Below are 13,331 nucleotides of genomic sequence, written 5' to 3'. Positions count from 1 at the left end.
ACAATATAACATACTGATTGCGGGCAATTTCCCGATCAGCTCCGATCGGAAATCTTGCGCGGCGGCGGCTCTGGCATCGGACCCGGGCGGCCCCATATGAGCGCCGCGATCGTCCGGTCGCCTCACAAGATTCCACAGGAGCTTCCATGCCCACTCCCGCCAAGGCCTATGCGGCCCAGTCGGCCGACGCCTCGCTCGCGCCCTTCTCGTTCGAGCGGCGCGATCCGCAGAGCGACGACGTCGCCATCGATATCCTGTATTGCGGCGTCTGCCATTCGGATCTGCACACGGCACGCGGCGAATGGGCGGGCACCCAATATCCGTGCGTGCCGGGTCACGAGATCGTCGGGCGGGTCACCGCGGTCGGCGATGCGGTGACCAGGTACAAGGTCGGCGACATGGTCGGGGTGGGCTGCATGGTCGACAGTTGCGGCCATTGCCCGTCCTGCCATGACGGCGAGGAGCAATATTGCGAGACGACCGGCTTCGTCGGCACCTATAACGGACCCGACCCCGTGATGGGCGGCCATACCTTTGGCGGCTATTCGGACCATATCGTGGTCAAGGAAAGCTTCGTCCTGAAGATCAACCACGACGCCGCCGACCTGGCCGCCGTCGCGCCGCTGCTCTGCGCCGGCATCACCACCTATTCGCCACTGCGCCACTGGAAGGTCGGGTCGGGCCAGAAGGTCGGCATCGTCGGGCTGGGTGGCCTGGGCCATATGGGCGTGAAGATCGCCGCCGCGATGGGCGCCGAGGTCTATGTCTTCTCGACCTCCCCGAACAAGGCCGAGGACGCCCGTCGGCTGGGCGCCAAGGACTTGATCGTGTCGAAGGACGCCGACCAGATGGCGGCACATGCGAACAGCTTCGACTTCATCCTGAATACGGTCGCGGCACCGCATGACCTGGACGCGTTCCTGGTCCTGCTGAAGCGCGACGGGACGATGACGCTGGTCGGCGTGCCCGATTCGCCGCACCCGTCGCCCTCGGTCGGCAATCTGGTCTTCCGCCGCCGCTCGCTTGCGGGGTCGCTGATCGGTGGCATCGCCGAGACGCAGGAGATGCTCGATTTCTGCCACCAGCATGGCCTGACCGCCGATATCGAGATGATCGCGATGGACGAGGTCAACACCGCCTATGACCGGATGCAGAAGAGCGATGTGAAGTATCGCTTCGTCATCGACATGGCGACGTTGAAGCAGGCCTGACGCCGCTGAGCCTCACGCCCCTCCCGCAAGCGGGAGGGGATGGGGGAGGGAAGGCCACGGGCGTTGCCCTCTGTGAGACCCCTTACCCTCCCCCCGTCCCCCTCCCGCCTGCGGGAGGGGGTGCGCTTCTGGCAAATGGGGTATCCTTTCAAGACAACCGCTTCGATTGCTCCCCCTCCCCACAGCGCCTATATGCGGGGCTTCCATGTCCAGCATTCCCTCCTCCGTCTTCGTCCCCGCCGATTGGCGCGACTTCCTCGCCCTGACCAAGCCGCGGGTCATGACGCTGGTGGTGTTCACCGGACTCTGCGGAATGCTGGCGGCGCCCAATGCCGTCGATCCGGTCATCGGCTTTACCGCGATCCTGTGCATCGCGCTGGGCGCGGGTGCGGCGGGCGCGCTCAACCAGTGGTATGAGGCGGACCTCGACGCGCTGATGAAGCGCACCGCCAAGCGCCCATTGCCCGCCGGACGGATGACCCGCGAATCGGCGCTGCATTTCGGCGTCGGGCTCTCCTGTTTCTCGGTCATCCTGATGGGGCTGGCGGTCAATTACGTCGCCGCCGCGATCCTGGCCGTGTCGATCCTGTTCTACGTCCTGGTCTATACCGTCTGGCTGAAGCGCCGGACGCCGCAGAATATCGTCATCGGCGGTGCGGCGGGCGCGTTTCCGCCGCTGATCGGCTGGGCGGCGGCGACGGGGCAGATCGCGCTGCTGCCCTTCCTGCTCTTCAGCCTCGTCTTCCTGTGGACGCCGCCGCATTTCTGGGCGCTCGCGCTGTTCGTGAAGACCGATTACGCCAATGCGGGCGTGCCCATGCTGCCCGTCGTCGCGGGTGAGCGGGTGACCCGTGCGCAGATCGGGCTCTACACCATTCCGATGGCGATCGCCGCCGTCGCACCCTGGCCATTGGGGCTGACGGGGTCGATCTATGGCGTGATCGCCACGGCCGGAACCGCGCTGTTCGGCGCCTATGCCGCGATCGTCGCCTTCCGGCATACGCAGCCCGACGACGCGATGAAGCCCGAAAAGCGGCTGTTCAAATATTCCATCCTGTATCTTTTCCTTCTCTTCGGCGCGCTGGTGGTGGATCGTTGGGCATGACGCCCGACGATTCGAATCGCATTCGCGCCAAGCAGCGCGCCCGCGCCACCGTGATGGCGCTGCTGCTCGGTTTCCTGGTGGTGCTGATCTTCTTCATCACCCTGTCCAAGATCCGCGCGGGGATGCACGGATGACCCTGACGCGCCAGGCTCGCACGGTGGTGTTCGCGCTGGTCGGCGTGGTGTTCATGACCGGGCTCGCCTGGGCCAGCGTGCCGCTCTATCGCATGTTCTGCCAGGTGACGGGCTATCAGGGCACGACCCAGCGCGGACAGGCGGCGCCGGGCAGCGTCCATCGCCAGGTCCGGGTCGATTTCGACGCCAATGTCTCGTCACGGCTCGCCTGGACCTTCAAGCCCGAAAATCCGCACGAAACCGTCGATATCGGCGCACGCGACATGGTGTTCTTCACCGCGACCAACAATGCGAAGGTGCCGATCACCGGCACCGCGACCTTTAACGTCACCCCCGATCAGGCCGGGCGCTATTTCACCAAGATCCAGTGTTTCTGCTTCACCCAGCAGACGCTGAAACCCGGCGAGACGGTGCGTATGCCGGTCATCTTCTTCGTCGATCCCAAGATCCTGAACGACCCGGATGCGAAGGACATCGAGACCATCACCCTGTCCTACACATTTTACCCGGTGGATTCGGCGGGAAAAGCGGGTTAGCCTGCCCCCAAAATAGCAAAATATAGGGACGGGATCATGGCTGGCGCGAAGAACCACGACTATCACATCCTGCCGCCGAGCCCCTGGCCGCTCGCCAGTTCGATGTCGGCGCTGCTGATGGCCTCGGGCGCGATCATGTGGATGCACAGCGTCCAGGGTGGCGGCTGGGCGTTCCTGGCAGGCCTGGCGGCGGTGCTGTTCTGCATGGGAAGCTGGTGGGCGGACGTGGTGCGCGAGGCGCATCATGGCGACCATACCCCGGTGGTGCAGCTCCATTTCCGCTATGGCATGATCCTGTTCATCGCGTCGGAGGTGATGTTCTTCGTCGGATGGTTCTGGGCCTTTTTCGACTTCTCGCTCTTCCCGACCGCGATGAGCGTCGTCGACGGGCAGGTCGAACGCGCCGCCGAGGGTGCCGCCGCCATCGCCGCGACCTGGCCGCCCAAGGGGCTGGAGGTCATCGACGCCTTCAAGCTGCCGCTGCTCAACACGCTGATCCTGCTGACCAGCGGCACCACCGTCACCTGGGCGCATCATGCGCTGATCCATAACCAGCGCGGCGGCGAGAAGAAGGGCCTGTGGGGCGCGCTGGGCGTCGGCGATCGCGACGGCGTGCTCAAGGGTCTGTGGCTGACCGTCGTGCTCGGCCTGATCTTCAGCTCGATCCAGGCCTATGAGTATGTCCATGCGCCCTTCCCCTTCAAGGGGATCAACTATGGCGCGTCCTTCTTCATGGCGACCGGCTTCCACGGCTTCCACGTTCTGGTCGGCACCATCTTCCTGATCGTCTGCCTGATCCGCGCCTATCGCGGCGACTTCACCCCGCGCCAGCATTTCGGGTTCGAGGCGGCGGCCTGGTACTGGCATTTCGTCGACGTGGTGTGGCTGTTCCTGTTCGTCACCATCTATGTCTGGGGTGGCTGGGGCGCGCCGGTTCATAGTGGCTGAGCCGACGCCTCCCACCCCCAACCCGCCCACTATCGCGCAAGCGGCGTTTCAGGGGCTGTGTCCGCGTTGCGGCCAGCCCCATTTGTTTGCGGGGCCATTATTCTCCCGGCATCTGGCGAGCTTCGCGGATCGCTGTAGCGCCTGCGGGCTGGACTTCACCCGCTTCAACGTCGGGGACGGCCCCGCCGCCTTCCTGACGCTGATCCTCGGCACGGTGATCACCATCGCGGCGATCGTCGTCGAGCTGACCCTTCATCCGCCGCTCTGGCTGCATATGCTGATCTGGCTGCCGCTGACCGCGATCGGCGTCATCTACAGCCTTCGACTGGCCAAGGGGGCGCTGATGGCGGCGGAATATCGCAACGAGGCGCGCGAGGGCGCGGTGGTCCGCCCGGACGAGGACGCATGAGGCGCGTTCCCATCCTGCCGAGCGTGATCGTCGGGCTGGCGGTCGCCCTGATGATCGCGCTGGGCCTGTGGCAGTTGCTCGACCGGCTGCCCAGGAAGGAGGCGTATCTGGCGCAGCTCGCCGCCAATCCGGCGCGACCGCCCATCGCCTTTCCCCTCCGCCCCGACGACCGGCTGCTCTTCCGCCGAACCGTTGCCGATTGCCGCCCGCCGGTGACGATCCGCCGCGCGGGCGCGGGCGCGGCGGGGTTCCGCCTGATCGCGACCTGCTCAGTGGGACAGGGCTCAGTGGGACAGGGCTCAGTGGGACAGGGCTCAGTGGGACAGGGCTCAGTGGGACAGGGCTCAGTGGGACAGGGATCGCTTCAGGTACAGCTCGGCACCACCCATGATCCGCGCAAGGAGATCGACTGGTCGGGGGGCCCGGTCACCGGCTATGTCTCCCATGCCCCCGACAGCCGCTCGCTGATCCAGTCGGCCTTCGACCACCGCCCGCAGGCGATGCTGCTGGTCGCCGACACGCCCGCCGCCGGGCTGGAGCCCAATGCCAGCCCCGATATCGACGGGGTGCCCAACAACCATCTGGCCTATGCCATTCAATGGTTCCTGTTCGCGGCGATTGCCGCAATTATCTATGTTTTGGCCGTCGCTCGACGCAATCGAGCGGTTGTGACCGGGCGCCCACCCCGTTAAGCCCCGGCGCATCATGCGCTATCACAGTACCCGTGGCTCCGCCCCCGTCCTCGACTTCCGGGGCGCGACCCTGACCGGTCTCGCCAGCGACGGCGGGCTATATGTCCCCGAAACCTGGCCCAGCCTGACTCCGCACGAGATCGAGGGGCTGGCGGGCCTGTCCTATGCGCAGACCGCCGCGCGGATCATGGCGCCGTTCGTCGGCGACAGCCTGACGCCGGAGGACCTGCAAGGGCTGTGCGACGCCGCCTATGGCCGTTTCTCGCACGCCGCCGTCACGCCCCTGGTCCAGCTCGACCATGACCAGTGGCTGCTCGAGCTGTTCCACGGGCCGACGCTGGCGTTCAAGGACGTCGCGCTCCAGATGCTGGGGCTGCTGTTCGAACGGTTCCTGCGCGGCACCGACACCCGGCTGACCATCGTCGGCGCGACCAGCGGCGACACGGGCTCGGCGGCGATCGACGCGGTCGCGGGGCGCGCCAATATCGACATCTTCATGCTGCACCCGGCAGGCCGCGTGACGGAGATCCAGCGTCGCCAGATGACGACGGTACTCGCCCCCAATGTCCACAACATCGCGATCGAGGGGAATTTCGACGACGCGCAAGCACTGGTGAAGGCGATGTTCAACGACCGCGCCTTCGCCGATCGCCATACGCTGTCGGCGGTGAACTCGATCAACTGGGCGCGGTTGATGGCGCAGGTCGTCTATTATTTCTATGCCGCCGTCCGGCTGGGCGCGCCGGGCAAGCGCATCGCCTTCTCGGTCCCGACCGGCAATTTCGGCGACGTCTTCGCCGGATATGTCGCGGCGCGCATGGGCCTGCCGATCGAGCGGCTGATCGTCGCGACCAACGTCAACGACATCCTGCACCGCGCCCTATCCTCGGGCGACTATTCCAAGGGGCAGGTTCAGGCGACCGCGACGCCCTCTATGGACATCCAGGTCAGCTCCAATTTCGAGCGGCTGCTGTTCGACGCGAACGGCCGCGACGGCGCCGCGCTGGCCGCCCAGATGAAGGGCTTCGAGGCGTCGGGCGCGATGCGGCTGACCAATGCGCAGAGCCAGGCGATCGCACCGCTCTTCACCAGCGCGCGGGTCGACGCCGACGATATGAGCCGCGCGATGCGCTGGGCCTGCGAACAGGCGGGGCAGGTTCTCGACCCGCATACCGCCATCGCGCTATCGGCCGCGCGCGCCGCCGAAACGACCGCCCCGATCGTGACGCTGGCCACCGCACACCCCGCCAAGTTCACCGACGCGGTCGAGCGCGCGACCGGCGTCCGCCCCCCGCTCCCCCGCCGCGTCGGCGACCTGTTCGAGCGCGAGGAACGCTATACGACGCTGCCGGGCACCTTCGAGGCGGTGACGGCCTTTATCGACGGGCATGGTTTGCGCTAACGCGCTGTCCATGAAACTCGAAACGATGACCGGCGAGCCCTGGGCGGATTACGGGCTGGTCGACTCCGGCCATGGCCGCAAGCTGGAACGCTATGGCCGGTTCCGCTTCATCCGCCCCGAACCCCAGGCGATGTGGGCGCCCGCCACCCAGGACTGGCGCGCGGCGGCCGAGTTCGTGCCGGGTTCGGACGAGGATGGCGGCGGCCGCTGGAACTTCGCCGAGCCGGTGCCACGCGACGGCTGGCCGCTGAAGTGGAACGAGGTGCGCTTCACCGCGCAGAACACCCCCTTCCGCCACCTCGGCTTCTTCCCCGACATGGCGCCCGTGTGGAGCTGGATGCGCGAGCAGGTCGACGGGCTGGCCGAGCCGGAGTGCATGAACCTGTTCGGCTATACCGGCGTCGGCACGCTGGCGATGGCGAGCGCGGGGGCCAGGATGGTCCATGTCGACGCCTCCAAGAAATCGGTCGAGGCGGCGCGAAGCAATGCGATGCTGTCGGGGCTGGGCGATGCGCCGGTCCGCTGGATCATCGACGATGCGGCGAAGTTCGTCGCGCGCGAGGTGCGGCGCGGGCGGCGCTATGACGGCATATTGCTCGACCCGCCAAAATATGGACGCGGGCCGGAGGGTGAGGTCTGGCGGCTCGAGGAGGACCTGCCCGGCCTGATCGCGAACTGCCGCCAGTTGCTGGACGCCGACTCGCGCTTCCTGTTCCTCACGGTGTACGCGGTGCGCATGTCGGCGATGGCGATCGGCGAGATGATGCGACAGGTGATGGCCGACCTGCCCGGCAAGGTGGAATGCGGCGAACTGGGCGTGCGCGAGGAAGCGCGCGGGCTGGTACTGCCGACAGCCATCTGGGCACGGTGGAGCCGGTAAGGCTCTCCTGCCTCCCCAACGCCCGTCCGCTCAGACTCGGCGGGGTGTCGGGGAACGGATCTCGATCAGCGCCACTTCATAGGTCGCGACCGCCCCGCCAGCCTCGAACCGCCGGGCAATCCGCCGCATCGCCCCCGGCGGGATCGGGCGGTGCCCCTCGCGCGGTGTTCCCGCGCCGATCGCCCGGAGCGCCCGCATGAACGCGGCCGCCGAGTCGTGCCGCTGCTCGAACGTCCGCATCTCGATCCGCCAGTCCGGCACGGCGATCGAGGGATAGACCGGACTCCCCGCCACATAGCCTTCCGCCCGATGCGCCTCATGCCAGGCCGCGAACGTCCCCTCGACCAGCGTCGTCACCAGCAGCCGCCCACCCGGCGCGAGCAACCCGGCGAGCCGCCGCAACCCGCCCGCCAGATCGCCGAACCATTGCACTGCCAGGCTGCTGACGATCAGGTCGAACGGCGCTTCCCCGGTCAGATCGGGGTGCTCGCCGTCCATCATCCGCCCGCGCGCGCCCGGATTGGCCGCCAGCCCGCGCGCCAGCATCGCGGGCGCGATATCGGTCATCAGCCAGTCGGGTTCCACCAGATGCGGCATGGTCGCGCCGGTCAGGAAGCCGGTGCCGCACCCCACCTCCAGCACGCGCGGGCGTGGCGGTGCGGCGGCCACGATCGCCTCGGCCAGCCAGGTCGCTACCCGGCGCTGGACCACCGCATGCGCGTCATAGGCCGCCGCCGCGTCGAAGGCGCGCGCGATCCGCGTCGTGGCATCGTCCCGCATCGTCACCGACAGGCTCAATCGCGTACCGAGCGGATCGCCGCCGCCGCCAGCCAGGGCGCCCCCGCCACCAGCATCAGCGACACCGCCGCCAACAGCTTGACCGCGCCGAGATCCTCCCCCCCCGCCCCGAAGATCAAGAGCGGCAGCGCCAGTGGCAGCAGCAACAGCCCGGCCATTCCTCCGGCGCCGCGCAAGCCCGCGGTCAGCGCGCCCGTCGCCACCGCCAGCGCGGCAAGGCCCGGCGTCCCCAGCAGCAGCGCCAGCTCGACCCGACCGAGCCGCATCCCATCCAGTCCGAACAGCCCACCCGCGATCAGCGCCACCAGCATCAGCGGCGGCGCGAAGGCGATCCAGTGAGCAAACATGCGCAACGCCATGACCAGCGGCAGCGACAGGCCGTGGACCCTGATCTGGTCGAACCAGCCCGACTCGGCATCCGGCGCGACCAGTCGCTCGACCGGCAGCAGCGCCGCGAGCAGCGCCGCGACCCAGATCGCACCGGGGCCGATCCGGGCCAGCAGCACCCGGTCGGGGCCGATCGCAAACGGAAACAGCACCACCGCGAGCAGGAAGAAGCCGCAGGTCAGCGTCGCGCCACCCCCGGCATATCCGCGCCGCACGTCGCGCGCGATGAGGGTCAGCGGCGCGTTCATGCCGGAACCAGCATGTCGAGCGCGACAGTCGTGGCACCGGGCACCGCCAGCGCCTGATGCGTCGCGAGCAACACCGCCCCGCCCTCCGCCCGGTGGCGCTCCACCGCGCGTTCGAGCATCGCCACGCCGCTCGCGTCCAGCCCGTTGGCGGGCTCGTCGAGCAGCCACAGCGCCGCTCCGGCCGCCAGCGTCCGCGCCAGTGCGGCGCGACGCCGCTGGCCCGTCGACAACAGCCTGACCGGAATCTCCGCCAGCGCGGCGAGCCCGACCTCCGCGAGTGCCGCCGCCACCCGTTCCCGCGCCGTGCCCCGACCATCGATCCGTGCCCAGAAGAGCAGCGAGTCGGTGAGCGATCGGTCGCTGTCCAATGCCAGATCCTCGGTCATCAACGCGATCCGCCCCTGCCGCGCGACCTGTCCCTCGAAGGGAGCGATCAGCCCGGCGGCGAGGCGCAGCAGGCTGGACTTGCCGATGCCGTTGGGGCCCGTGACGATCGCCGCGTCCCCCGCCGACAGGGTGAGCGAGGCGTGCGCGAACAACAGCCTCCCGCCGCGCGCGCAAGCGACATCGGACAGCGACAGGATCACTTGGGCGACATATCCACCGCGTCTTCCAACGCGTGCATATCGTCATCCGACAGGCCGAAATGATGGCCGATCTCGTGGATCGTCACATGCGCCACCAGATCGTCCAGGCGCACCCCCGTCTCGACCCATTCGTCGAGGATCGCGCGTCGGTACAGATGGATGCGATCGGGCAGGCCGCCCGAATCCATCGAACTCTTCTCGCCCACCGGACGCCCGTGATAGAGCCCGGTCAGGTCGAGGGGATGCGCGATTCCCAGCGCCGCCAGCGTCTCCTCATCGGCGAATTCCTCGACGATCAGCACGACATCGCCCAGATGCGCGACGAACGCCGCTGGCAGGCGCGCGATCACGTCCCGCGCGATCGCCTCGATCGCTTCGGCCGTAGGCGCTTCGCCGATCCCGTCTTGCCCGCTCATGCGCGTCGTCATACCGCTGTGGCTGTCAAAAGAACAAGAGAAGCAAGGGGACGGCGATGGTGGAGCGGCTGAACGATCTGGACCGGGACGAGGCGCTCGACGGCCTGCCCGAATGGGATTGGGACGAGGGGCGCGACGCGATCAGCCGCCGCTTCGTCTTCACCGACTTCAACGAGGCGTTCGGCTTCATGACCCGCGTCGCGATGCTGGCGGAAAAGGCGGACCATCATCCCGAATGGTCCAATGTGTGGAACCGGGTCGACATCATGCTGACCACGCACGACGCGGGCGGCCTGTCGGCGCGCGATATCGATATGGCCGAAGCGATCGACGCGCTGGTCGCCTGACCACCCCTCAATTCCTCCCCGAGCAAGCTTGGGGAGGAATGGCTTCGGCACCGTCTGCCCGATCGCGACCCAATCCTCCCCAAGCGTGCTTGGGGAGGGGGACCGCCCGGCATAGCCGGGTGGTGGTGGGGCGATGCCATGCGGTCGCCCAACAACCGAACGCCGGAGGAAAACGGACCGCCGGGCCCCGCCCCTCCACCACCGCTTCGCGGCGGTCCCCCTCCCCATCAGAGATGGGGAGGAATAAACTACGCCACCCTCTGCCCGATCGCGACCCAATCCTCCCCAAGCTTGCTTGGGGAGGGGGACCGCGCGGCATAGCCGGGTGGTGGTGGGGCGATGCCATGCGGTCGCCCAACAACCGAACGCCGGAGGAAAGCGGTCCGCCGGGCCCCGCCCCTCCACCACCGCTTCGCGGCGGTCCCCCTCCCCATCGGAGATGGGGAGGAATGGGCTTCGCCACCCTCTGCCCGATCGCGACCCCATCCTCCCCAAGCTTGCTTGGGGAGGGGGACCGCCCGGCATAGCCGGGTGGTGGTGGGGCGATGCCGTGCGGTCGCCCGGCAACCGAACGCTGGAGGAAAGCGGACCGTCGGGCCCCGCGCCTCCACCACCGCTTCGCGGCGGTCCCCTCCCCATCGGAGATGGGGAGGAATAGGTTACGCCACCGTCTGCTCGATCGCGCCGAAGATCGGGTGGTGGCGGTCGTCCTCCATCCAGATTCGCACCGTGTCGCCTTTCCTGAGGAAGGGCGTGACCGGCTCGCCGCCGCGGATCGTCTCGATCATCCGCACTTCCGCGATGCAGCTATAGCCGACACCACCCTCGGCCACGGGCTTGCCCGGCCCGCCATCGACATCGCGGTTGGACACGGTGCCCGATCCGATGATCGTCCCCGCCCCCAGCGCGCGGGTCTTGGCGGCGTGCGCGACCAGCGTGCCGAAGTCGAAGGTCATGTCCTGCCCCGCATCCGCCCGGCCGAAGGGCTGGCCGTTGAGATCGACCTTGAGCACGCGGTGAAGCTTGCCATCCCGCCACCAGTCGCCCAGCGATTCGGGCGTGACGAAGACCGGCGAAAAGGCCGAGGCGGGCTTGGACTGGAAGAAGCCGAACCCCTTGGCGAGTTCGCCGGGAATCAACCCGCGCAGCGACACGTCGTTGGTCAGCCCGACCAGCCAGATCGCGGCCAGCGCCTCCTCGCGGCTCGCGCCCATGGGCACGTCGCCGGTGACGACGACGACCTCGCCCTCCAGGTCGCAGCCCCAGCTTTCGTCGGCCAGCGGAATCGGATCGCGCGGGCCCAGAAATCCGTCCGACCCGCCCTGATAGATCAGCGGATCATGCCAGAAACTCTCGGGCAGTTCCGCCCCGCGCGCCTGGCGGACGAGCGCGACGTGGTTCACATAGGCCGAACCATCGGCCCATTGATAGGCGCGCGGCAGCGGCGAGGCGGCGTCATGCTCATGGAAGCGCTCGCGCGGGATCGCGCCGTGATCGAGATCGGTCGCCAGATTGGCGAGCGCGGGTGCGTGCCGCTGCCAATCGTCGAGCGCGGCCTGTAGGGTCGGCACGATATGCCCCGCATCCGCATACCAGGCGAGGTCGCTCGACACGACGACCAGCTTGCCGTCGCGCCCCTGTCCGGGATTGGCATGTTTGAGACTGGCGAGTTTCATGCAGGACTCCTCTTCGCTAACTGGTATCGGATGTAACCATCCGCCCACGGTTGTCACGCGACCGCGACGCGATCCTGCCCGAAACTTGACTTTCCGCAAGCGTTAGCGCACATGGCCGACCGTCGAGGCGTCCACTCGCAGCGTGAACGGACCATCTGGTCCCGGCTCCGCCCCGACCCTGTCTTCAGGCTTCCCTTGTCACGCGGGGTGTCATCAACCCCGGCCCGCGCTTGCGGCCTGTCGTGACTCGCGCGCCATGTCAGAAAGTTATTCCATGTCCTTTTCCGAACTCGGCCTCGCCGAGCCGCTCGTCCGTGCGCTCGAAGCCAAGGGCTATTCCGAGCCGACCCCGATCCAGCGCGACTCGATCCCGACGCTGCTGGAAGGCCGCGACCTGCTCGGCATCGCGCAGACCGGCACCGGCAAGACCGCGGCCTTCGTCCTCCCCTCGATCCAGCGGCTGGTCGAGGCGAACAAGCGCGTCCTGCCGACCCATTGCCGGATGCTCGTCCTGGCCCCGACACGTGAACTGGCCAGCCAGATCGCCGAAAACGCGAAGGGCTATGCCAAATTCTCCAAGCTGGCGGTCGCGACCGTCTTCGGCGGCACCAGCCTGAACAAGAACCGCCAGGACCTGTCGCGCGGCGTCGACATCCTCGTCGCCACGCCCGGCCGTCTGATCGATCTGGTCGAGCAGGGCTTCCTGAACCTGTCGATGATCGAGATCCTGGTGCTCGACGAAGCCGACCAGATGCTCGACCTGGGCTTCATCCACGCGCTTCGCCGCATCGTGAAGATGATCCCGCGCAAGCGCCAGACCCTGTTCTTCTCGGCCACCATGCCCGCGGCGATCCGCGACCTGGCCGACAAGTTCCTCGACAACCCGGCGACCGTGTCGGTGACCCCCGTCGCCACCACCGCCGAGCGTGTCGAGCAGTCGGTGACCTTCGTCACGCAACAGGAAAAGCAGGCGCTGCTGACCATCCTGCTGGCCGATCCGGCGATCGAGCTGGCGCTGGTCTTCACCCGCACCAAGCATGGCGCGGACCGCGTCGTGAAGCTGCTGGCGGGCAACGGCATCGCCGCCAACGCGATCCACGGCAACAAGAGCCAGGGCCAGCGCGAGCGGGCGCTGGGCGAGTTCCGCTCGGGCCAGACCCGCGTGCTGGTGGCGACCGACATCGCCGCACGCGGCATCGACATTCCGGGCGTCAGCCACGTCTTCAACTTCGAACTGCCCAACGTCGCCGAGCAATATGTCCACCGCATCGGCCGCACCGCGCGTGCGGGGCGTTCGGGTCTGGCCATCGCCTTCTGCGCCGAGGACGAGCGTCCGTATCTGAAGGATATCGAGAAGCTCACGCGGCAGAAGATCACCGTCGTGCCGCTTCCCGCCGACTTCGTGAAGCGGGCCGAGACGATCAAGTCGCAGCGGGTGAAGGCGATCGGCGCCGATCCCGCGCCGCGCGTCGATCGCCCGCGCGATCCGGCCCGCCCGCGCGCCACGCATCATGCCCGCGCGACCGATGCCCGCGCGCCCCAGGGTCGCCAGCCG

At 67.9% G+C, this 13,331-nt stretch carries 15 protein-coding genes and 1 pseudogene; 11 read left to right on the top strand and 5 right to left on the bottom strand.

Translation table 11 applies throughout. The features are described from left to right. The first annotated feature begins 146 nt into the window (after positions 1–146). The 9 genes from LRP66_RS14365 to LRP66_RS14325 all read left to right on the top strand — a co-directional run bounded on the left by LRP66_RS14365 (position 147) and on the right by LRP66_RS14325 (position 7,317). Positions 147–1,211 (top strand): NAD(P)-dependent alcohol dehydrogenase, encoded by a 1,065-nt coding sequence (locus LRP66_RS14365; RefSeq protein WP_230483288.1) that lies wholly within the window; start codon positions 147–149, stop codon positions 1,209–1,211. A 205-nt stretch (positions 1,212–1,416) separates the two neighbouring features. Then, positions 1,417–2,316, top strand: coding sequence for a heme o synthase (locus tag LRP66_RS14360; RefSeq protein WP_230483287.1), 900 nt, complete (start codon positions 1,417–1,419; stop codon positions 2,314–2,316). Then, positions 2,313–2,450: a hypothetical protein gene (locus LRP66_RS14355; RefSeq protein WP_230483286.1), complete on the top strand. Its 138-nt coding sequence runs from the start codon at positions 2,313–2,315 to the stop codon at positions 2,448–2,450. Before LRP66_RS14360 ends, LRP66_RS14355 begins: the two co-directional genes overlap by 4 nt. Further along, on the top strand, positions 2,447–2,986 hold the full coding sequence (locus LRP66_RS14350) for a cytochrome c oxidase assembly protein (protein ID WP_230483285.1): 540 nt from the start codon (positions 2,447–2,449) through the stop codon (positions 2,984–2,986). Before LRP66_RS14355 ends, LRP66_RS14350 begins: the two co-directional genes overlap by 4 nt. 36 nt (positions 2,987–3,022) lie before the next feature. Next, positions 3,023–3,934, top strand: a complete 912-nt coding sequence (locus LRP66_RS14345) for a cytochrome c oxidase subunit 3 (protein ID WP_230483284.1) — start codon at positions 3,023–3,025, stop codon at positions 3,932–3,934. Next, positions 3,894–4,343, top strand: coding sequence for a DUF983 domain-containing protein (locus LRP66_RS14340; RefSeq protein ID WP_443026700.1), 450 nt, complete (start codon positions 3,894–3,896; stop codon positions 4,341–4,343). Before LRP66_RS14345 ends, LRP66_RS14340 begins: the two co-directional genes overlap by 41 nt. Continuing rightward, on the top strand, positions 4,340–5,035 hold the full coding sequence (locus LRP66_RS14335; RefSeq protein WP_230483282.1) for an SURF1 family cytochrome oxidase biogenesis protein: 696 nt from the start codon (positions 4,340–4,342) through the stop codon (positions 5,033–5,035). The genes LRP66_RS14340 and LRP66_RS14335 overlap by 4 nt, the downstream gene beginning before the upstream one ends. A gap of 13 nt (positions 5,036–5,048) precedes the next feature. Beyond that, a complete protein-coding gene (thrC, locus tag LRP66_RS14330; protein WP_230483281.1) occupies positions 5,049–6,437 on the top strand; it encodes a threonine synthase in 1,389 nt (462 codons plus the stop codon). A gap of 10 nt (positions 6,438–6,447) precedes the next feature. Continuing rightward, positions 6,448–7,317: a class I SAM-dependent methyltransferase gene (locus LRP66_RS14325; RefSeq protein ID WP_230483280.1), complete on the top strand. Its 870-nt coding sequence runs from the start codon at positions 6,448–6,450 to the stop codon at positions 7,315–7,317. A 30-nt stretch (positions 7,318–7,347) separates the two neighbouring features. Here LRP66_RS14325 and LRP66_RS14320 read toward each other — a convergent pair whose 3' ends face one another. From LRP66_RS14320 to LRP66_RS14305, 4 genes are read right to left on the bottom strand one after another with little or no spacing between them, the layout of a single operon-like run. Then, a complete protein-coding gene (locus tag LRP66_RS14320) occupies positions 7,348–8,097 on the bottom strand; it encodes a methyltransferase (RefSeq protein WP_230483338.1) in 750 nt (249 codons plus the stop codon). Between the two features lie 14 nt (positions 8,098–8,111). After that, entirely contained in the window at positions 8,112–8,750 is a 639-nt protein-coding gene (locus tag LRP66_RS14315) for a heme exporter protein CcmB (protein ID WP_230483279.1), read from the bottom strand. Then, positions 8,747–9,337 (bottom strand): heme ABC exporter ATP-binding protein CcmA, encoded by a 591-nt coding sequence (ccmA, locus tag LRP66_RS14310; RefSeq protein WP_230483278.1) that lies wholly within the window; start codon positions 9,335–9,337, stop codon positions 8,747–8,749. The genes LRP66_RS14315 and ccmA overlap by 4 nt, the downstream gene beginning before the upstream one ends. Continuing rightward, positions 9,334–9,753: a metallopeptidase family protein gene (locus LRP66_RS14305; protein ID WP_230483277.1), complete on the bottom strand. Its 420-nt coding sequence runs from the start codon at positions 9,751–9,753 to the stop codon at positions 9,334–9,336. Before LRP66_RS14305 ends, ccmA begins: the two co-directional genes overlap by 4 nt. Positions 9,754–9,800: 47 nt before the next feature. Between LRP66_RS14305 and LRP66_RS14300 the strand changes: the two are divergent. Then, a pseudogene (locus LRP66_RS14300) lies at positions 9,801–10,100 on the top strand (4a-hydroxytetrahydrobiopterin dehydratase); the annotation flags it as partial. A 659-nt stretch (positions 10,101–10,759) separates the two neighbouring features. On the opposite strand, the gene LRP66_RS14295 reads toward LRP66_RS14300, so the two are convergent. Beyond that, a complete protein-coding gene (locus LRP66_RS14295) occupies positions 10,760–11,776 on the bottom strand; it encodes a fumarylacetoacetate hydrolase family protein (RefSeq protein WP_230483275.1) in 1,017 nt (338 codons plus the stop codon). Between the two features lie 274 nt (positions 11,777–12,050). On the opposite strand from LRP66_RS14295, the gene LRP66_RS14290 reads away from it, so the two are divergent. Beyond that, positions 12,051–13,331: DEAD/DEAH box helicase (locus tag LRP66_RS14290; protein ID WP_230483274.1), on the top strand; the 1,281-nt coding region annotated here is incomplete at its 3' end.

The organism is Sphingomonas sp. Leaf21, assembly GCF_916858675.1.
GTDB lineage: Bacteria > Pseudomonadota > Alphaproteobacteria > Sphingomonadales > Sphingomonadaceae > Sphingomonas.
The sequence above is the reverse complement of the archived record's forward strand: the minus strand, read 5'-3'. Positions and strand labels throughout refer to the sequence as shown.